This window comes from Pseudomonas sp. NFX98, assembly GCF_047784845.1.
GTDB lineage: Bacteria > Pseudomonadota > Gammaproteobacteria > Pseudomonadales > Pseudomonadaceae > Aquipseudomonas.
Map to the genome: position 1 here is coordinate 226,938 of NZ_JBLNNF010000004.1, position 19,897 is coordinate 246,834.

General features: G+C 59.7%; 19 protein-coding genes. 14 read left to right on the forward strand and 5 right to left on the reverse strand.

All coding sequences use genetic code 11. From position 1 onward, the window contains the following. Nucleotides 1-23 precede the first annotated feature (23 nt). On the forward strand, nucleotides 24-893 hold the full coding sequence (locus ACM110_RS07100) for an aldose 1-epimerase (protein ID WP_416127193.1): 870 nt from the start codon (nucleotides 24-26) through the stop codon (nucleotides 891-893). Here ACM110_RS07100 and ACM110_RS07105 read toward each other — a convergent pair. After that, nucleotides 888-1,691: a sulfite exporter TauE/SafE family protein gene (locus tag ACM110_RS07105; protein WP_416127295.1), complete on the reverse strand. Its 804-nt coding sequence runs from the start codon at nucleotides 1,689-1,691 to the stop codon at nucleotides 888-890. The genes ACM110_RS07100 and ACM110_RS07105 overlap by 6 nt on opposite strands. 162 nt (nucleotides 1,692-1,853) lie before the next feature. Here ACM110_RS07105 and ACM110_RS07110 point away from each other — a divergent pair, with 162 nt between their 5' ends. Then, nucleotides 1,854-2,717 carry an MBL fold metallo-hydrolase gene (locus tag ACM110_RS07110; RefSeq protein WP_416127194.1) on the forward strand — a complete coding sequence of 288 codons (864 nt, stop codon included), beginning with the start codon at nucleotides 1,854-1,856 and terminating at the stop codon, nucleotides 2,715-2,717. Between the two features lie 85 nt (nucleotides 2,718-2,802). Here the strand turns inward: ACM110_RS07110 and bkdR are convergent, their stop codons facing one another. Then, nucleotides 2,803-3,291, reverse strand: a complete 489-nt coding sequence (bkdR, locus tag ACM110_RS07115; protein WP_416127195.1) for a Bkd operon transcriptional regulator BkdR — start codon at nucleotides 3,289-3,291, stop codon at nucleotides 2,803-2,805. A 185-nt stretch (nucleotides 3,292-3,476) separates the two neighbouring features. Between bkdR and ACM110_RS07120 the strand changes: the two genes are divergently transcribed. The 5 genes from ACM110_RS07120 to ACM110_RS07140 all read left to right on the forward strand — a co-directional run bounded on the left by ACM110_RS07120 (nucleotide 3,477) and on the right by ACM110_RS07140 (nucleotide 9,691). Continuing rightward, complete coding sequence (locus ACM110_RS07120; RefSeq protein ID WP_338586403.1) at nucleotides 3,477-4,712, forward strand: 3-methyl-2-oxobutanoate dehydrogenase (2-methylpropanoyl-transferring) subunit alpha; 1,236 nt, start codon at nucleotides 3,477-3,479, stop codon at nucleotides 4,710-4,712. 1 nt (nucleotide 4,713) lies between these two features. Further along, nucleotides 4,714-5,772, forward strand: coding sequence for an alpha-ketoacid dehydrogenase subunit beta (locus ACM110_RS07125; RefSeq protein WP_338586402.1), 1,059 nt, complete (start codon nucleotides 4,714-4,716; stop codon nucleotides 5,770-5,772). Then, entirely contained in the window at nucleotides 5,773-7,044 is a 1,272-nt protein-coding gene (locus ACM110_RS07130; protein ID WP_416127196.1) for a dihydrolipoamide acetyltransferase family protein, read from the forward strand. A gap of 3 nt (nucleotides 7,045-7,047) precedes the next feature. Beyond that, nucleotides 7,048-8,430 carry a dihydrolipoyl dehydrogenase gene (gene lpdA / locus ACM110_RS07135; protein WP_416127197.1) on the forward strand — a complete coding sequence of 461 codons (1,383 nt, stop codon included), beginning with the start codon at nucleotides 7,048-7,050 and terminating at the stop codon, nucleotides 8,428-8,430. Between the two features lie 241 nt (nucleotides 8,431-8,671). Beyond that, nucleotides 8,672-9,691 (forward strand): branched-chain amino acid aminotransferase, encoded by a 1,020-nt coding sequence (locus ACM110_RS07140; protein WP_416127198.1) that lies wholly within the window; start codon nucleotides 8,672-8,674, stop codon nucleotides 9,689-9,691. Nucleotides 9,692-9,772: 81 nt separating this feature from the next. Here ACM110_RS07140 and ACM110_RS07145 read toward each other — a convergent pair whose 3' ends face one another. Then, complete coding sequence (locus tag ACM110_RS07145; RefSeq protein ID WP_416127199.1) at nucleotides 9,773-10,249, reverse strand: MEKHLA domain-containing protein; 477 nt, start codon at nucleotides 10,247-10,249, stop codon at nucleotides 9,773-9,775. 296 nt (nucleotides 10,250-10,545) lie between these two features. On the opposite strand from ACM110_RS07145, the gene ACM110_RS07150 reads away from it, so the two are divergent. The 3 genes from ACM110_RS07150 to ACM110_RS07160 all read left to right on the forward strand — a co-directional run bounded on the left by ACM110_RS07150 (nucleotide 10,546) and on the right by ACM110_RS07160 (nucleotide 13,106). Beyond that, the gene (locus ACM110_RS07150) at nucleotides 10,546-11,289 is read left to right on the forward strand and encodes an SDR family NAD(P)-dependent oxidoreductase (protein ID WP_416127200.1); all 744 of its coding nucleotides are present in this window, start codon (nucleotides 10,546-10,548) and stop codon (nucleotides 11,287-11,289) included. A 249-nt stretch (nucleotides 11,290-11,538) separates the two neighbouring features. Then, the gene (locus tag ACM110_RS07155) at nucleotides 11,539-12,774 is read left to right on the forward strand and encodes an S-type pyocin domain-containing protein (protein ID WP_416127201.1); all 1,236 of its coding nucleotides are present in this window, start codon (nucleotides 11,539-11,541) and stop codon (nucleotides 12,772-12,774) included. Further along, nucleotides 12,771-13,106: a hypothetical protein gene (locus ACM110_RS07160; RefSeq protein ID WP_416127202.1), complete on the forward strand. Its 336-nt coding sequence runs from the start codon at nucleotides 12,771-12,773 to the stop codon at nucleotides 13,104-13,106. Before ACM110_RS07155 ends, ACM110_RS07160 begins: the two co-directional genes overlap by 4 nt. A gap of 71 nt (nucleotides 13,107-13,177) precedes the next feature. Here ACM110_RS07160 and ACM110_RS07165 read toward each other — a convergent pair whose 3' ends face one another. Next, nucleotides 13,178-13,516: an FKBP-type peptidyl-prolyl cis-trans isomerase gene (locus tag ACM110_RS07165; RefSeq protein WP_416127296.1), complete on the reverse strand. Its 339-nt coding sequence runs from the start codon at nucleotides 13,514-13,516 to the stop codon at nucleotides 13,178-13,180. A gap of 182 nt (nucleotides 13,517-13,698) precedes the next feature. Between ACM110_RS07165 and ACM110_RS07170 the strand changes: the two genes are divergently transcribed. The 3 genes from ACM110_RS07170 (at nucleotide 13,699) to ACM110_RS07180 (ending at nucleotide 17,024) form a co-directional block, all read left to right on the forward strand. Beyond that, complete coding sequence (locus tag ACM110_RS07170) at nucleotides 13,699-14,766, forward strand: diguanylate cyclase domain-containing protein (protein ID WP_416127203.1); 1,068 nt, start codon at nucleotides 13,699-13,701, stop codon at nucleotides 14,764-14,766. 163 nt (nucleotides 14,767-14,929) lie between these two features. After that, nucleotides 14,930-16,222, forward strand: coding sequence for an MFS transporter (locus ACM110_RS07175; RefSeq protein ID WP_416127204.1), 1,293 nt, complete (start codon nucleotides 14,930-14,932; stop codon nucleotides 16,220-16,222). A 25-nt stretch (nucleotides 16,223-16,247) separates the two neighbouring features. Further along, on the forward strand, nucleotides 16,248-17,024 hold the full coding sequence (locus tag ACM110_RS07180) for a substrate-binding domain-containing protein (RefSeq protein ID WP_416127205.1): 777 nt from the start codon (nucleotides 16,248-16,250) through the stop codon (nucleotides 17,022-17,024). Here the strand turns inward: ACM110_RS07180 and ACM110_RS07185 are convergent. Then, nucleotides 17,014-17,928, reverse strand: coding sequence for a LysR family transcriptional regulator (locus ACM110_RS07185; protein WP_416127206.1), 915 nt, complete (start codon nucleotides 17,926-17,928; stop codon nucleotides 17,014-17,016). The genes ACM110_RS07180 and ACM110_RS07185 overlap by 11 nt on opposite strands. Nucleotides 17,929-18,088: 160 nt before the next feature. On the opposite strand from ACM110_RS07185, the gene ACM110_RS07190 reads away from it, so the two are divergent. After that, a complete protein-coding gene (locus ACM110_RS07190) occupies nucleotides 18,089-19,897 on the forward strand; it encodes a monovalent cation:proton antiporter-2 (CPA2) family protein (RefSeq protein WP_416127207.1) in 1,809 nt (602 codons plus the stop codon).

Sequence of the window (19,897 nt, forward strand, 5' to 3'; positions counted from 1 at the left end):
CAACGTTTCTATTACTGGTCAATATGTCGCCAACACTGCTCGAACTCGAAGACGAATTCACCCGCCTCACCCTCGCGCCTGAACTGGGCGGCAGCATTGTCAACTGGACCGTGCGCAGCACTGGCCAACCCTTGTTGCGCCACGCCGATGCTCATGCCCTCAACACCGGTTTGCCCGGCAAGCTTGGCTGCTTTCCCTTGGTGCCTTGGTCCAACCGCATCGCCGAAGGCGGCTTCGACTGCCCCGATGGCTGGCTGGCACTGACGCCTAACAGCCTCACCGATCCACTACCGATTCACGGCAGCGCCTGGCAGCAAGCGTGGCAAGTGGTGTCTACCACCGCGCATGAAGTCGTGCTGCAACTCGATAGCGCCTGTCCTTTCGCTTACTGCGCCCGCCAACGCTTCCATCTGAGCGAAGGCAAACTGAGCATCGAATTGAGTGTGACCCATCAAGCCGAGCAAGCCGCCTGGCATGGTCTGGGATTGCATCCGTATCTGCCGCGCACCGCCAACACCCGATTGCACGCTCCAGCCCGCCAGGTCTGGTTATGCGATAGCGCCAAGCTGCCGACGCAGCTCGACAGCCTGCCCGCCGATTGGGATTTCCAGTCACTCAAGCCGCTCCCCGAAACGCTGGTCGACAACGGCTTCTGCGAATGGAATGGCCAATGCCTGATCCAGCAACCGGATCTTGGTTATGCACTGGAATGCCAAGCCATAGGCAGCGATTACTATCTGCTCTACTGCCCGGTTGGCCTGGAGTTTTTCTGCATCGAACCGGTAAGTCATCCGGTCAACGCCCATCACCTGCCCGGTCGACCAGGCTTGCGGTTACTGGAACAGGGACAAACCGCTGAACTGGGTTTCACCCTGCAATACCGAGCCTTATAAGGCGCGCACCAGCATGTAGATGGCGACCACCAGACAGATGCTGGCAAACCCCACCTGCAGCGCCCGCGCCGGCACCTGGGCACAAAGCTTTCGGCCAATGACCATGCCGACAATGCTGGAGACGATGAAGGCAACACCCAGCCCATCGATGCGCACCCCGGCATGCAAAGCACCGATCACGCCGATGGCCGAGATCAGGCTGATCACCATCAGCGACGTGGCGATGATTCCCCGCATCTGCACATCGGTCAGTTGCTTGAACGCAGGCACAATCAAAAAACCGCCGCCCACCCCCAGCAGCCCTGACACGACACCGGTCACCGCCCCCAGCGCGGCGAGGGTCGCGGTGCATTTGGCGGTCCAGGAAAAACGCCCCGTGTGCTGATCAAGCATGCAGTTTTTCTGGCCCCAGTTGGCATGGCCGTGATCGCTCGGCCCCTCGTCCTTGCGCTCACGCCGCAGCATCCGCGCAGCCACCATGACCATCAGCAGGCTGAACAGGATCATCAGGATTTTTTCCGGCAACTGATGGGCGAAGTAGATGCCCACCGGCGAAAACACCGCGCCGAGCGCCGCGATCAACAATGCCGCGCGATAGCGCACCAGGCCATGCCGCAAACCATCGATGGCCCCCACCGCCGCCGCGCTCCCCACCGCGAACAGCGCAACGGGCGCCGCCGTGGTCATGCTCCATCCCAGGCCGAGCACCAACGCCGGTACGGCCAGAATGCCGCCACCGGCCCCGGTCAAACCCAGCACCAAACCCATGACCACACCAAAAAAACTCGCCAGCAACATAAAACGCTCGTAATCCATGATAAAGGCCGGGAACGCCCGGTATCGATAGAGTGACAGGATAGAGCCCGCCCGGATTTTTCGTTAACAGAATTGACGCGGGGGCTGGTCAGCGCAGGGAAAATGAAACTAACCTCATGACTCGTCCACGAAGAAACAACCCTCATGCCTGCCCTGATTGAAGCCTTTTTCGACGATGCCTCGTCCACCTACAGCTACGTGATCTACGAAGCGGATGGCGGGCAGTGTGCGATCGTCGACCCGGTGCTCGACTACAACCCCACCGCCGGGCGAACCAACACCACGCAGGCGGACCGCATCATCGCGTTCGTGCGCGAGCACCGCTTGCAGGTGCAATGGCTGCTGGAAACCCACGCCCACGCCGATCACCTGTCCGCCGCGCCGTACCTGCGCCGGGAACTGGGCGGCCGGATCGCCATCGGCCAGTCGATCTGCAAGGTGCAGAACGTGTTCAAGACCCTGTTCAACCTTGAGCCGGAATTTTGCATCGATGGCTCGCAGTTCGATCACCTGTTCGCCCCCGACGAAACTTTCCACATCGGCAACATCAAGGCCACGGCGCTGCATGTGCCCGGCCATACCCCCGCGGACATGGCGTACCTGATCGGCAACGACGTGATTCTGGTCGGCGACACAATGTTCATGCCGGACGTTGGCACCGCGCGCTGCGACTTTCCCGGCGGCAATGCCAACCAGATGTTCGCTTCGATCCACAAATTGCTGGCCTTCCCCGCCGGCGTGCGCCTCTTCGTCTGCCACGATTACCCGCCCGAGGGCCGCGAACCGCAGTGCATGACCACCGTCGGAGAGCAGCGCAAAAGCAACATCCATGTGCGCGACGGCATCGACGAAGCAACCTTCGTTGCCATGCGCACCCAGCGTGATGAGGGATTGGGCATGCCGACGCTGTTGCTGCCGGCGATTCAGGTGAATGTGCGGGCGGGGAATCTGCCGCCGGCGGAAGACAATGGCGTGACCTACCTGAAAATCCCGATCAACAAATTTTAAGATCAAAAGATCGCAGCCTGCGGCAGCTCCTACAGGTGCACATAGAACCCCGTAGGAGCTGGCGAAGCCTACGATCTTTTGATCTTCAATTACCCAACGTCAGCCCATTCGCCGGCAACGGCAGCGCCGTCTTGTAGCGCACCTGCTTCAGCGCAAAACTCGACCGAATGTTCGCCACCCCCGGCACCTTGGTCAAAAAGTCCATCATGAAGCGCTCCAGCGACTGAATGGTCGGCACCAGCACGCGGATCAAGTAATCCGGGTCGCCCGCCATCAGGTAGCACTCCATCACTTCCGGCCGATCTGAAATAGCTTCCTCGAAATGCTGCAACGCCTCCTCCACCTGCTTCTCCAGGCTGACGTGGATGAACACGTTCACGTGCAGCCCCAGCAGGTCGGCGTCCAGCAGCGTGACCTGGTCGCGAATCAGGCCCAGTTCTTCCATCGCCTTGACCCGGTTGAAGCATGGTGTCGGCGAAAGGTTGACCGAGCGTGCAAGGTCGGCGTTGGTGATCCGCGCGTTCTCCTGAAGGCTGTTGAGAATGCCGATATCGGTACGGTCCAGTTTGCGCATGAGACAAAACCACCTGTTTTTTATGTTTATGCAGATTTTTTATCTGCAAATGATCTTGAGCGCAATGAAACAGAGAGAAATATTCTTCTTGGCCGGGCCTATGATTGTTGTAGGACAAGATTTCTTCCAACGAACGAAATCTGTCAGCTCACTACAAGAAATTCACAAGATCGAGCGTAGAAGCCATGACCCAAGCGTACGAACCGCTGCGCCTGCACGTCCCTGAACCTTCGGGCCGTCCCGGCTGTAAAACCGACTTCTCCTACCTGCATCTGACCGATGCCGGCACGGTGCGCAAACCCCCAATCGACGTTGAACCCGCCGAAACGGCCGATCTGGCCCGCGGCCTGATTCGCGTGCTCGACGATAAGGGCAACGCCCTGGGTCCGTGGGCCGAAGGCGTGCCCACCGAGATCCTGCGCAAAGGCATGCGCGCCATGCTCAAGACGCGCATCTACGACAACCGCATGGTGGTCGCCCAGCGTCAGAAGAAAATGTCGTTCTACATGCAGAGCCTCGGCGAAGAAGCCATCGGCAGCGCTCAGGCCCTGGCCTTGAACATCGACGACATGTGCTTCCCGACCTACCGTCAGCAAAGCATCCTGATGGCCCGCGACGTACCGCTGGTGGACCTGATCTGCCAACTGCTGTCCAACGAGCGCGATCCGCTCAAGGGACGTCAGTTGCCGATCATGTACTCGGTGAAAGAGTCCGGTTTCTTCACCATTTCCGGCAACCTGGCGACCCAATTCATCCAGGCTGTGGGCTGGGGCATGGCCTCGGCGATCAAGGGCGACACCAAAATCGCCTCGGCCTGGATCGGCGACGGCGCCACCGCTGAATCTGACTTCCATACCGCCCTGACTTTCGCCCACGTATACCGTGCGCCGGTGATCCTCAACGTGGTCAACAACCAGTGGGCGATCTCCACCTTCCAGGCGATTGCCGGTGGTGAAGCCACCACGTTCGCCGGTCGTGGAGTCGGTTGCGGCATCGCCTCGCTGCGAGTCGACGGTAACGACTTCTACGCGGTCTACGCCGCCTCAGCCTGGGCTGCCGAACGCGCGCGCCGCAACCTCGGTCCGACCATGATCGAATGGGTCACCTACCGCGCCGGCCCGCACTCGACCTCCGATGATCCATCCAAATACCGTCCGGCCGACGACTGGAGCCACTTCCCGTTGGGCGATCCGATCGCGCGCCTCAAGCAGCACCTGATCAAGGTCGGTCAGTGGTCCGAAGAGGAACACACCGCCGTCAGCGCCGAACTGGAAGCCGAAGTGATCGCCGCGCAGAAAGAAGCCGAGAAATTCGGCACCTTGGCCGGTGGCCAGATTCCAAGCGCCGCGACCATGTTCGAAGACGTCTACAAAGAGATGCCGGAGCACTTGAAGCGCCAGCGTCAAGAGCTGGGGATCTGACATGAACGATCACAACAACAATATCCAGTTGGACACCGCCATGACCACGACCACCATGACCATGATCCAGGCCCTGCGCTCGGCCATGGATGTGATGCTTGAGCGTGACGACAACGTCGTGGTGTTCGGCCAGGACGTCGGCTACTTCGGCGGCGTATTCCGCTGCACCGAAGGCCTGCAGAACAAATACGGCACCTCCCGCGTTTTCGACGCGCCGATCTCCGAGAGCGGCATCGTTGGCGTCGCCGTTGGCATGGGCGCCTACGGTCTGCGCCCGGTGGCCGAGATCCAGTTCGCCGACTATGTGTACCCGGCGTCCGACCAGATCATTTCCGAAGCCGCGCGCCTGCGTTATCGCTCGGCCGGCGAGTTCACTGCACCGATGACCCTGCGCATGCCTTGCGGCGGCGGCATTTACGGCGGCCAGACCCACAGCCAGAGCATCGAGGCGATGTTCACTCAAGTGTGCGGTCTGCGCACCGTCATGCCATCCAACCCGTATGACGCCAAGGGCCTGCTGATCGCTTCCATCGAAAACGATGACCCGGTGATCTTCCTGGAGCCGAAACGCCTGTACAACGGCCCGTTCGACGGTCACCACGATCGCCCGGTAACCCCGTGGTCGAAACACCCAGCCGCGCAAGTGCCGGACGGCTACTACACCGTGCCGCTGGACGTCGCCGCCATCACCCGTCCGGGCAAGGACGTGACCATCCTGACCTACGGCACCACCGTGTACGTGTCACAAGTGGCCGCTGAAGAAACCGGCATCGACGCCGAAGTCATCGACCTGCGCAGCCTGTGGCCGCTGGATCTGGAAACCATCGTCAAGTCGGTGAAGAAGACCGGCCGCTGCGTGGTGGTCCATGAAGCCACGCGCACCTGCGGTTTCGGCGCCGAACTGGTGTCGCTGGTGCAAGAGCACTGCTTCCACCACCTGGAAGCGCCGATCGAACGCGTCACCGGTTGGGACACCCCCTACCCGCACGCGCAAGAGTGGGCGTATTTCCCTGGCCCGTCCCGTGTGGGCGCGGCTCTGAAACGGGTCATGGAGGTCTGAATGGGCACGCACGTTATTAAGATGCCGGACATTGGCGAAGGCATTGCAGAAGTTGAATTGTCGGTGTGGCACGTCAAGGTCGGCGACATGGTCGTCGAAGATCAGGTATTGGCCGATGTGATGACCGATAAAGCGATGGTGGATATTCCGTCGCCGGTACATGGCAAGGTCATCGCCCTCGGCGGTCAGCCGGGTGAAGTCATGGCGGTCGGCAGTGTGCTGATCAGCATTGAAGTCGAAGGCGCGGGCAACGTTAAGGAGTCGGCACAACCGGCACCTGTAAAAGAAGCACCGGTCGCAGCACCCAAAGTCGAAGCCGTGGTGGAAAGCAAACCGGTCGCTGCCGCAGCGCCGAAAGCTGCCGTTTGCCAGGGTCCGATGGTCGCTCGCGAAGCCGATGAGCGTCCGCTGGCCTCCCCGGCCGTGCGCAAGCATGCGCTGGACTTGGGCATTCAACTGCGCCTGGTGCGTGGCACCGGCCCGGCCGGTCGCGTGCTGCATGAAGACCTCGACGCCTACCTGGCGCAGGGCCAGTCCAATGCATCGACGGTCAGCAGCGCCTACACCCAGCGTACCGACGAAGAGCAAATCCCGGTGATCGGCATGCGCCGCAAGATCGCCCAGCGCATGCAGGACGCCACGCAGCGTGCCGCCCATTTCAGTTATGTCGAAGAAATCGACGTCACCGCCGTGGAAGAACTGCGCGCGCACCTCAACGAAAAACACGGTGCCACTCGCGGCAAGCTGACCTTGCTGCCGTTCCTGGTCCGCGCCATGGTCGTCGCCCTGCGCGACTTCCCGCAGATCAACGCCCGTTACGACGACGAAGCCCAGATCATCACCCGCCTCGGCGCGGTGCATGTGGGCATCGCCACCCAGGCCGACATCGGTTTGATGGTGCCGGTCGTGCGTCACGCCGAAGCCCGCAGCCTGTGGGACAGCGCAACGGAAATCTCTCGCTTGGCCAACGCTGCGCGCATCGGCAAAGCCAGCCGCGATGAACTGTCCGGCTCGACCATCACCCTGACCAGTCTCGGCGCATTGGGCGGTATCGTCAGCACGCCGGTACTGAACCTGCCGGAAGTGGCGATCATTGGCGTGAACAAAATCGTCGAACGACCAATGGTCATCAAAGGCCAGATCGTGATCCGCAAGATGATGAACCTCTCCAGCTCCTTCGATCACCGTGTGGTCGACGGCATGGACGCGGCGCTTTTCATCCAGGCCATCCGTGGCTTGCTCGAACAACCCGCTACCTTGTTTGTGGAGTAACGAATGCAAACTTTGAACACCACGCTGCTGATCATCGGCGGCGGCCCTGGCGGTTATGTAACGGCAATCCGTGCTGGTCAGTTGGGCATCCCGACCATTCTGGTGGAAGGCGAATCCCTGGGCGGCACTTGCCTGAACATCGGCTGCATTCCGTCCAAGGCGTTGATTCACGTCGCCGAGCAGTTCCATCAGACGCAACAACACAGCCAGCATTCGGCTCTGGGCATCAGCGTTTCGGCACCAACCCTCGACATCACCAAGAGCGTCGAGTGGAAGGACGGCATCGTCGATCGCCTGACCACCGGCGTCGCGGCATTGCTGAAAAAGAACAAGGTCCAGGTAGTGCAAGGTTGGGCGAAGGTGGTTGACGGTAAAACCGTCGACGTCGGCGATACACGAATCCAGTGCGAGCATCTGGTGCTGGCCACCGGTTCCAAGAGCGTGAACCTGCCGATGCTGCCGATTGGTGGTCCGATCATCTCCTCCACCGAAGCTTTGGCACCGACTTCGGTTCCCAAGCGACTGATCGTGGTTGGCGGCGGTTACATCGGTCTGGAGCTGGGGATTGCCTATCGCAAGCTCGGTGCGGACGTTAGCGTGGTGGAGGCGCAGGATCGCATCCTGCCAGCCTACGATGCTGAGCTGACCCAACCGGTGCACGACGAACTGAAAAAACTCGGCGTGAAGCTTTACTTGAAACATAGCGTGCAAGGCTTTGATTCTTCTAGCAATACCTTGCAAGTTCTGGAGCCCAGCGGCGACACCCTGAACCTGGAAACCGATCAGGTGCTGGTGGCCGTGGGCCGTAAACCGAACACTCAGGGCTGGAACCTCGAAGCGCTGAACCTGGACATGAACGGTTCGTCGATCAAGATCGACAACCGCTGCCAGACCAGCATGCGCAACGTCTACGCCATCGGTGACCTGAGCGGCGAACCGATGCTTGCGCACCGGGCCATGGCCCAGGGCGAGATGGTTGCCGAGCTGATCAGCGGCAAGTCCCGCGAGTTCAACCCTACCGCCATCGCCGCCGTGTGCTTCACCGACCCGGAACTGGTGGTGGTCGGCAAGACCCCGGATGAAGCCAAGGCTGCCGGCCTGGACTGCATCGTTTCCAGCTTCCCGTTCGCCGCCAATGGCCGGGCGATGACGCTGGAATCGAAAAGCGGCTTCGTGCGCGTGGTCGCCCGTCGGGACAATCATCTGATTGTCGGCTGGCAGGCGGTGGGCGTTGGCGTGTCCGAATTGTCCACGGCGTTCGCGCAAAGCCTGGAAATGGGCGCGCGGCTCGAAGACATCGGCGGCACCATCCATGCGCATCCGACGCTGGGTGAAGCAGTGCAGGAAGCGGCGTTGCGTGCTCTGGGGCATGCGTTGCATCTGTAAAGATCAAAAGATCGCAGCCTTCGGCAGCTCCTACGGGGGTTCGCCGATTATGTAGGAGCTGCCGCAGGCTGCGATTTTTTCAAGGATGAACCGGGACATTTCATAAGCAACCTAAGAAATCTACCGATCACCCGATAGTCTGGGCTGCGATTTAGCCTAAGAATGAAGTATTGTTGTCCCCATCCAAAAAACGTCAGAAGCCTTGAACCGTTTCGACGGTTGTTCAGTGATAGAGGGTGTCATGGGTAACGAAAGCATCAATTGGGACAAGCTGGGTTTTGACTACATCAAGACCGACAAGCGCTATCTGTCGTACTTTCGCAATGGCGAGTGGGACAAAGGCACCCTGACCGAAGATAACGTGCTGCACATCAGCGAAGGCTCCACTGCCCTTCACTATGGCCAGCAATGCTTCGAGGGCATGAAGGCCTATCGTTGCAAGGACGGCTCGATCAACCTGTTCCGCCCGGACCAGAACGCCCTGCGCATGCAACGCAGCTGCGCGCGCCTGTTGATGCCGACAGTCGACACCGAGCAGTTCATCGAAGCCTGTAAAGCCGTGGTTCGCGCCAACGAGCGCTTCATCCCGCCTTACGGCACCGGCGGCGCGCTGTACCTGCGCCCGTTCGTGATCGGCGTGGGTGACAACATCGGCGTGCGCACCGCGCCCGAGTTCATCTTCTCGATCTTCTGCATTCCGGTCGGCGCCTACTTCAAGGGCGGCCTGACCCCGCACAACTTCCAGATCTCCAGCTACGACCGTGCCGCACCACAAGGCACCGGTGCCGCCAAGGTCGGTGGCAACTACGCCGCCAGCCTGATGCCGGGCTCCAAGGCCAAGAAAGCCAACTTTGCCGACGCCATCTACCTGGATCCGATGACCCACACCAAGATCGAGGAAGTCGGTTCGGCCAACTTCTTCGGGATCACCCACGACAACAAGTTCGTGACCCCGAACTCGCCGTCGGTACTGCCGGGCATCACCCGTCTGTCGCTGATCGAGCTGGCCAAGTCGCGTCTGGGCCTGGAAGTGGTTGAAGGTGACGTGCTGATCGACAAGCTGTCGGACTTCAAGGAAGCCGGTGCTTGCGGTACTGCTGCCGTGATCACGCCGATTGGCGGCATCGACTACAACGATCACCTGCACGTGTTCCACAGCGAAACCGAAGTCGGCCCGATCACCCAGAAGCTCTACAAAGAGCTGACCGGCGTGCAGACCGGCGACATCGAAGCCCCAGCGGGCTGGATCGTCAAGGTTTGACCTGACGCCCATCCGTCATAAAAAATCGCCGCCCTCGGTACTCGAAGGCGGCGATTTTTTTTGCCCGACCGCAAGACCGCTCTAGCCGAGTTGCCCCACACGCTCCGGGTCCGGCCAGAACAACGCGGCTTGGCCACAGCGAACGCCCTGCTCGTCCAGCAGCGTCCAGACACTGCCTTCATGAATCATGAAGGCTTGCCCCATGCGATCCACCCGATAGCCGCTGTAGCCGTGGGCAATGCCCTTGGCCGTGACTTGCTCCAGCAGGGTCTGGCGCATTTCCCGGTTCAGCGGTGAAGCGCTGAAACGCGACGGCATGCCGATAAACTGCTCGCGCGGATACTGGAAACTGGCGAGCGCCTGCTCGTTGGCGTAATAAAACAGCGGATCGGCTTCAGTGCCATGGGCCAGCAAGGCGTAGGGTGCCTGGGCATGCAACCAGGCCAGGCGCTCGTCTTCGCTCAGCGAATCCGGTGCAGGCAGGCGTGCGCCGGTCCAGTGTCGATAAGCGGCATCCAGCTGTTGAACCATCTCCTGGAATTCATTGAATGGCGACATGGGTTTCCTGTTGATGAGAGGTGAGTCGCACCGACGCTACTGAAAACTCGCGATAAAAAACAGACCCGGTTTCGTTTGTTTTAATCAGACCACAGGTTTGAAGAGCGCTATAAGCCGCTGTAAACCTTCAATTTTCCATTCAGTCAAAAAGACCAGAAGCGGTCTTAATGACAACACCCCCATCGAGTCAAAATAACCCTCACCCACCTCAAACGCCCGCCCTTCAAGCCTCTTCACATTGGCCTGATTCTTGGTACGTGACCTGTAAACGCTCACTGACCAAAGGAACATCGTTTATGAACACTACTTTTCAGGACCGCCTCGCCGTCATCACCGGTGCCAGTTCGGGAATCGGTCTGGCCGTCACCGAGCGGCTACTGGCTCAAGGTGCCCGCGTGTTGGCAATGTCACGCCAGATCGGCGGCCTCGGTGAATTGGCGGAGCGCTTCACCACGCAGCTATCGTGGGTGGCAGGTGATGTGACCCAACCGGACGATCTGGCGCGGCTGGCGAAACAGGCTGCAACCATGGGCCCGGTGAGTTATCTGGTGCCGAACGCTGGCATTGCAGAGTTGGCCGATGGCCTGGACCTGACCGCGTTCGACCGGCAATGGGCGGTCAACGGCGCCGGTGCGCTGAACACCCTGGCCTGCCTGCGCGGGCAACTGGCGGCGTCCGCCTCGGTGGTATTCATTGGTACCTTCCTGGCGCAAGTGACCTTCCCCGGGTTGGCCGCCTACATCGCTTCCAAAGCCGCGCTGATTCACCATGCCCGCACCTTGGCAGTTGAACTCGCGCCACACGGCATTCGCATCAACACCGTGTCGCCCGGCCCTACCGCCACGCCGATCTGGTCCACCCTGGGCTTGAAGAGCGAAGAGCTGAGCGATGTGGCCAACGCAGTCAACCTGCGGCTGTTGGACGGTCAGTTCCTGGAAGCCGGGGCCGTCGCCGACGTGATTCTGTTCCAGCTCGGCAACGGCGCCCGCAATGTCATCGGCCAGGACTGGGTGGTCGATAGCGGATACACCATTCGTTAATAATCCTATAAATATCAATACTTAGAAGCACGAACATGATGTTATTCGAGATTTTTTCCGAGCGTTCTTCTGACATCGGCCCTGCAACCCAAACCGCGCGCTGATCTCCTTGCGACCCAGGGCGGTCATCGCTCATCGCTCATCGCGAGCAGGCTCTCTCCCACAGATGTTTCAGAAACACCTTACATCTATAAAGTGCAGCCTGATTTAGCTTCCACATCGCTATCAGAAAATGAAACAAGGACGCTCATGGCCCGCAGAACCGACATACCTCGGGTTAAAAACCCACCCTCAGGCGACGGACACCACGTCTCCAGCCGCTTCATGACCACCACCGAACTGGCGGAGCGGGACGCCAGGCAAAAAGCATATGACGATATGCTGGCGCGACAACAGGCATATGAAGACCGCCTCATCAGGCAACCTCATCAACAGGAACAGCCAAGCCCAATGGGTTGTGTGTTCGCCAAAAGCTGCAAACTCCCCAACGGCGTAATCAATCATGACAATCGCGCCGGGTTTGTTCCGGTGGAGGAACTGGCTGACTACGGAAAGCTATCCCTGTTAGGTGGCCGGGAAAGGGATTCAGCGGGAAATATCCCACTCAAAAAAATCGGTGGCAGCCAGTTACCCTCCGCATTGGGAACGCTTCTGTTAGGCAAGGCCAGTGTCACTGGCACCAGCGCAGCCGGTACCGCAGGCGTAGTGACGGGTGGTGTTGTCACCGGGGCATTGTTGGGAATGGTCGCCCTACTTTGGCCGTCGAGTTTGGGGGACAGCTCCCTCTATACGGAGGAACAGCTCAAGTCACTTAAGAATGGCCGTACACGTGTCCGCCTACGCGTAGAACAGCAAGCCGATGGCAGCATTAAGGGATACGGATACAACACCCAGAATCGCCGCGATTGGGAAATGATTCCCGTGGTGCAGTTCGTGGCTCAAGGCTCTCAGCAAGTGGCTGACTTTGGCCACGGGACAACGTTGATATGGACACCTGCCGTTGACCCTTCCGACGCATCGGGGATTCCACCACTGGAAAGTGCCCCACAAACCCCGCACATCTGGATTTATCCGCCTACTAAACAGGCAGATAACATCATCGTCGATCCGATCCATCCTCCTGAATACAAGGATTTCATCCTAGTATTCCCAGCTGATTCCGGTATCAAACCTCTCTACATTGTTTTGAACCTAGTGTTTGATGCGGCCAGTTACCATGGAAAGACGGATACACCAGTCAAAAGTAAAGGTCCCGCCAATGGACAGGTAGCGCTGGAGAACTCAGTACAGGTGAAACCGACATCAGCACGCAGGATTGGCGTCGACCCAGACACAAACGAGTTTGTTGTCTTTGACCAAACGGGAGGAGATGTCTACCACGGCCATGTCAGGCCATGGGACAAACTCCATCAAGATATGAAAAACGCGCTGCTTAAAGCTAAGAAAGTAAACAACAAAGGCAATATCCTGGGAGCAAAGAAGTGAGCCTTCTCTATCAAGATCCATCAATGAGCCATGATGAAGCGACGCTGCTTCTTGCCAGCGGCGTGGATACAAAAGTTAGTGCGGGGCTGATTTCTATCGGTCTGAATGAAGGTGACAGAACCTGGGCTGAGAACACTTGCCTTAAGTACCTCTCAAGTGGAACTGAATCGGTTGCAGCATCCGCCGTCACCGCGCTTGGTCATATAGCTCGCAGGCACGGAAAACTGGACAGGGAAGTGGTCCTTCCGGCACTCGAAACCGTAAAGCAAAAATTTCCTTCTCTGGAAGGAATTATCGCGGACACGCTCGATGATATTGACGTATTTACCTGACCCGGCGAGCGTTCAAATACAGGACACTGTGGTGGGACTTACCGCCCACCACAACAGCTCAGCTATCACCCTCAATCATCCCGCGTCAGCACTTCCAACAACTCAATCTCAAAAACCAGGTTCGAATTCGGCGTGATCTTGCCCATCGTGCGCTCGCCATAGGCCAGATGCGCCGGCACCAGCAACTTGCGCTTGCCACCGACCTTCATCCCCATCAGGCCTTGATCCCAACCTTTAATCACCCGACCGGTACCGATCACACACTGGAAAGGCTTGCCCCGGCTGTAGGAAGAATCGAATTCAGTGCCGTCTTCCAGCCAGCCACGGTATTGGGTAGTGATCAATGCGCCTTTGATGGCGGCTTTACCGTCACCCACCTGTAGATCGATTACCTGAAGCTCGTCATTCATTAATTTCACTCGTATGCTCGTTGGCCCAAAAGCCGATGGGCGCCGTTTTCCCAGATTTGCCGGCGATTGGCAACCTTTGCCCTCGCTTGACCACCGTTTGCGCCTGTTTGCCGAATTTGCCCTGGACTAAGCTAACCATTACCAACACCTGGGGTTTATGACGCCATGATGGCCATCCCTGAATGACCCTGCTCTGGACCAGCGCCGCCATCGGCTCGGTGATGCTCGTTGTAATCGTCATGCTGATCTGGCGCGAGCGCAAGTTGCGCAGGCAATTGGCCGAGTATCGCGACATCATCAACAGCCTCGCCGAAGGCCAGAACATTCGCCAGGACGGCGACGTCGAGCGCTTCAAACGCAGCCAATACTTCGCACGCATCGGCACTTGGGACTGGGATGTCGATACTGACAAACTCTACTGGTCCGAGGCGATCTACGGCATGTTCGGTTTCAAGATCGGCGAAGTGACGCCCTCCTACGCACTGTTCTGTTCCTGCGTGCACCCGGACGATCGGGTCAGGGTTCGCGCCGGCGAGCTGCGTTGCCTGGCCACCGGCGAAAACCACGACGAGGAATACCGCGTGATCTGGCCCGACGGCACCATCCGTTGGCTGCGCGAAACCGGCAATGTGGTGAAGAACGACCACGATGAAACGATCAAGATGATGGGCGTGGTGCGCGATATCACCGAGGAAAAAGCGTCTGCCACTTACCTGCGACACCTGGCCCATTTTGACCCGCTGACCGGGTTACCCAACAGGCTGGTGCTCGAAGAGCGATTATCCGAGGCACTGGAACAGGCGCGGGTCAGCTCAACCCGGGTGGCGCTGGTGTTCGTCGACCTCAATGGCTTCAAGGCGATCAACGACCATTACGGACACGCGGCCGGCGATCGAGTCCTGATCACCACCGCCACACGGCTGAAAAAAATCCTCCGCGCCACCGACACCGTCGCCCGCATCGGCGGCGACGAGTTCGTGGTCATCCTCCAGAACCTGCCCCAAGGAGGCAGCCTGCAAGACGAAGCCCGCAGTATCTGCCAGAAAATCTTCGTCGAACTCTCCCCGCCCATGAGTATCGGCAACGACCAGCGCCACATCGGCACCAGCCTCGGGGTCGCCGTGTTCCCGGACCATGCGCCAAGCATGGACCGACTGATCCATATTGCCGACCTGGCGATGTATGAGGCTAAACGTAGTGGGAACAATCAGTATCGGTTGGGTGAGCAGGTGGTCAGCCGGGCTGAGTGAATGGCTGGATCTGCGCCGTCCACAGCATTGATCCACCTCACACATCAATACATGCCAACTATGCAATTAACATATCGATCCCCCTGCTCCACTATCCGCCCCAATAAGAACCGTGCGCCGCGTCCAGGCAGCGCACGTCATAAAAGCGGTGGAGTATTTATCGATGACAGCCTCAATTCCGCGCGGACGCTCTCGCGCCAGCGCCATTTTCCGGGTTACCTCGGGCAACTTCCTCGAACAGTTCGACTTCTTCCTTTTCGGCTTCTACGCCACGCAGATCGCTTCGGTGTTCTTCCCCGCCAGCAGCGAGTTCGCCTCGCTGATGATGACCTTTGCCGTGTTCGGCGCAGGGTTCTTGATGCGCCCGCTCGGCGCCGTGGTGTTGGGTGCCTACATCGATGATGTCGGCCGGCGCAAAGGGTTGATCGTTACGCTGTCGATCATGGCCAGCGGCACGATTCTGATTGTGCTGGTCCCCGGTTACGAAACCATCGGCCTGTTCGCCCCGGCCCTCGTGTTGATCGGCCGATTGCTGCAAGGCTTCTCGGCAGGCGCGGAACTGGGCGGTGTCTCGGTGTATCTCTCGGAGATCGCCACGCCAGGCAATAAAGGCTTTTTCACCAGTTGGCAGTCGGGCAGCCAGCAAGTGGCGATCATCGTCGCTGCGGCGTTGGGCTATGGCCTGAACCAATGGATGGCGCCGGCGATGATTGCCGACTGGGGTTGGCGGATTCCGTTCTTCATTGGTTGCATGATCGTGCCGTTCATTTTCTTCCTGCGCCGCAACCTGGAAGAATCCGAAGAATTCGCCGCCCGCAAGCATCGCCCGAGCATGGGCGAGGTGTTCCGCACGCTGGCGCAGAACTGGGTGATCGTGTTCGCTGGGATGATGATGGTCGCCCTGACCACCACCGCGTTTTACCTGATCACCGTGTACGCGCCGACTTTCGGCAAAACCGTGCTGCACCTGAGCACCTCCGATGCGCTACTGGTGACCTTGCTGGTGGGTGTGTCGAATTTCTTCTGGCTGCCGATTGGTGGCGCACTCTCCGACCGTATCGGCCGTCGTCCGGTGTTGATCGCCATGGCTCTGCTGGCGCTGGCCTCGACCTATCCAGCGCTGTCGTACCTGGTGCAGGCGCCGAGCTTCATCAACATGCTGTTGGTGCTGCTGTGGCTGTCGTTCATTTATGGCTTGTACAACGGCGCGATGATTCCGGCGCTGACGGAAATCATGCCGGTGCAAGTCCGAGTGGCCGGTTTCTCTCTGGCTTACAGCCTGGCCACCGCAGTGTTTGGCGGGTTCACCCCGGCGATGTCGACCTTCCTGATCCAGTACACCGGCGACAAGGCGGCACCCGGTTACTGGATGAGTATCGCTGCGCTCTGTGCGTTGTGCGCAACGCTGTACCTCTATCGCCGCACCGGCGGGCGCCTGCAACCTGCCCTTTCGTGAATCAGCCCTCTCAGAGAAATCGCCAATGAAAAAGCTATTCAATGTTGCAGCCCTTGGCTTGCTCGTCAGCCTGGCGTTCAGTGCTACGGCGCAGGCCGAAGAAATCCGCGTGATGACCTCGGGTGGCTTCACCGCGGCCTACAAAATCCTCGGCCCGAAATTCGCGGCGTCCACCGGCAACACCCTCGACACCGCACTCGGTCCATCGATGGGCAAGGCACCGGAAGCGATCCCCAATCGCCTGGCGCGCGGAGAAAAAGCCGACGTGGTGATCATGGTCGGCTACGCGCTGGACGATCTGATCAAGCAAGGCAAAGTCGACCCGGCCTCTCGGGTAGAACTGGCCGATTCGCGGATTGGTCTGGTGGTACGCGAAGGTACGCCAAAGCCGGACATCAGCTCGGTCGACAGCCTGAAAAAGACGCTGCTGGACGCCAAATCCGTGGCCTATTCCGATAGCGCCAGTGGCGTGTACATCGAGCAGCAGTTGTTCAAGCGCCTGAACATCGAGGCTCAGCTCAAAGCCAAGTCGGCCATGGTGCCGAAAATCCCCGTGGGCTCGGTGGTTGCCACGGGCGACTATCAATTGGGCTTTCAACAGGTCAGCGAGTTGTTGCCGGTGCCGGGGGTGAGTTTTGTGGCGAAGATTCCGGAGTCTGTGCAGTCGGTCACCCGGTTTGCCGCCGGTATTCCGGTGGGCGCACAACACCCGGCCGAGGCCAAGGCGTTGCTGGAATACATGGCATCGGCCCAGGCGCAACCGGACGTGAAAGCTACCGGTCTGGATTCAGTCAGCCGCTGAGCGCAGGCTGCCGGACTTTCATTTCCACCACCAGCCGTTCCAGTTCAAGGGCTGCCGGGGTCAGGGTTCGACCCCGGCGCTTGATCAGACCGACGCTGCGCATCACTTGCGGATCGGTCAGTGGCACCCGCGTCAGAATCGGGTGATCCGCTGCCGGCATCGCCATCAATGGCACCGCCGCGACGCCCAACCCCGCCTCCACCAGTCCGATCATCGTCGTCACATGCCGGGTTTCGCAGATGCTCGGCCGCTGCGGCACCACACCGGTCAATGCCTGATCGAGCAAAAACCGGTTGCCCGAGGTCTTGTCCAGCGAGATGTAATCCTGCTGATAAAACTCGTCCCAGGTCACACTGCTGCGTCCGGCCAATGGGTGATCGCGTCGGCAAGCCACCACGTAGCTTTCCTGCACCAGCGGCTCGAAATCGACTTCGGCCTCCAGCGTGCCCATGAAGCTCAGGCCGAAATCGGCTTCGCCATTGACCACCGCGCTCAACACTTCATGGGCGCTGGAGTCCAGCACCTTGACCTTGATCCGCGGAAATTGCCGGTGATAGTGCGCGACGACCCGCGGCATGAAGTAGTACGCCGCCGAGGGCACGCAGGCGACGGTGACGTGGCCAAGTCGGGTCGAAGCGACTTCGCTGATGCCCAGCAGCGCCACATCCAGGTCGTCGAGCAAGCGTTCAACGCTGGGCATGAAACCGCGTCCGGCCTGGGTCAGGCTCACCTTGCGGGTGGTGCGCTCGAACAACCTGACACCGAGCGCGTCTTCGAGCTTTTCGATGCGCCGGCTCAGGGCTGGCTGCGAGATGCGTACCGTGTCGGCAGCCTTGCGAAAACTGCCCTGCTCCACCACGGCGCGAAAAGCTTGCAGATCGTTGAGGTCGAAATTGATGGCCATGCGGTGAACTCAGCGCTCGGATCAGATTGATCCGTTTATTCTATGAATGTAACCAATTAATGCAAAATGTAACAACTGAGTTCCGACGCTATGCTGACGCCGCCGGGCTCAGCCTTTATCCTTGTCGCCCCCGCCGTACCGAGTTGATGGAGTTTTCGCCATGCCCCATGAAGGCAGTCTGTTGCAAGCCGCAGTCGTTTTTCTGCTCGCGGCTGTGCTCACCGTTCCCCTGGCCAAGCGCCTGCAACTGGGGGCGGTGCTCGGTTATCTGTTTGCCGGGGTGATCATCGGCCCGTCGGTACTCGGCCTGATCGGTAACCCGGAAAGCGTCGCGCACATCTCGGAACTCGGCGTTGTGTTGCTGCTGTTCATCATTGGTCTTGAGTTGTCGCCACGACGGTTGTGGGTGATGCGCAAGTCGGTGTTCGGCGTCGGCCTGGCGCAGGTGCTGCTGACGGGAACGGTGCTCGGCGTGCTGGCGTTGTTTGTATTCGGACAACCGTTGAACAGTGCGATCGTGCTGGGTCTCGGTCTGGCCCTGTCGTCCACCGCGTTTGGCCTGCAAAGCCTGGCCGAACGCAAGGAACTGACCAGCCCCCACGGGCGTCTGGCGTTCGCGATCCTGTTGTTCCAGGACATCGCCGCGATCCCGTTGATTGCCATGGTGCCGTTGCTGGCGGGCAGCGATCAAAACCTCAGTGCGGCCGACGATGTGAACCAGGGGCTGCGGGTGCTGGTCAGCATTGCGATTGTGGTGGTCGGCGGACGCTATCTGCTGCGTCCGGTGTTCCGCATCGTCACCAAAAGCGGTTTGCCGGAAGTGTCCACCGCGACCGCGTTGCTGGTGGTCATGGGCACCGCATGGCTGATGGATCTGGCTGGCATTTCCATGGCCCTCGGCGCATTCCTTGCCGGTCTGCTGCTGGCGGACTCCGAGTACCGGCATGAACTGGAAGCGCAGATCGAACCGTTCAAGGGTCTGCTGCTGGGACTGTTTTTCATGAGCGTCGGCATGGGCGCGAATCTCAGTCTGCTGCTGCGCGAGCCCATCGTGGTGTTGGGGCTGACGGTGCTGCTGATCGCCGTCAAGTTGCCGCTGCTGTTTATCGTGGGGCGACTGGCGGGCGGCTTGAGCAAGGTCAGCGCTATTCGCCTCGGCATCGTGCTGGCGGCCGGCGGTGAGTTTGCCTTCGTGGTGTTCAAGATCGGCCGTGATCACAGCCTGTTCGAGCCGCGCCTGTATGACTTGCTGGTGCTGGCAATCACCTTGTCCATGGCCCTCACACCCTTATTGCTGCTGGTCTGTGCGCGTCTGGTCAGCCCGAAGGTGCAACCGGTGGTCGTTCCCGAGAAATTCCGTGAAATCGATACCGATGAGCCTCGCGTGGTGATCGCCGGCATGGGTCGCATGGGCCAGATCGTCGCCCGTATCCTGCGGGCGCAGAACATCAAGTTCGTCGCCCTCGACACCTCGGTGGAAACCATCGAACTGTCCCGCAGCTTCGGCGGCGTGCCGGTGTTCTACGGCGACCCGATGCGCCCGGAAATCCTCAGCGCGGCCAAGGTCGGCGAAGCCGAATTCTTCGTCATCGCCACCGACGATCCAGACACCAACATCAAGACCGCGGAACTGGTGCACAAGCTCTACCCGCACATCAAGATCATCGCCCGCGCACGTAACCGCCAGCATGTGCATCGCCTGATGGACGTGGGTGCCCACGCCGTGCGCGAGACCTTTTATTCCAGCCTGGAAATGAGCCGGCAAACGCTGATCGGGCTGGGGTTGACCCAAGCCCAGGCCGATGCGCGGATCAAGCGCTTCAAGCATCACGACGAACAGGTGCTCGAAGCCCAGCATGCAATTTATGACGACGCGGTGAAGGTCAAGCAGACGGCGCAGGAAGCGCGGGCGGAGCTGGCGAGGTTGTTTGAATCGGATCAGTTGGAAGAGCAAGCTGCCAGGAAATGA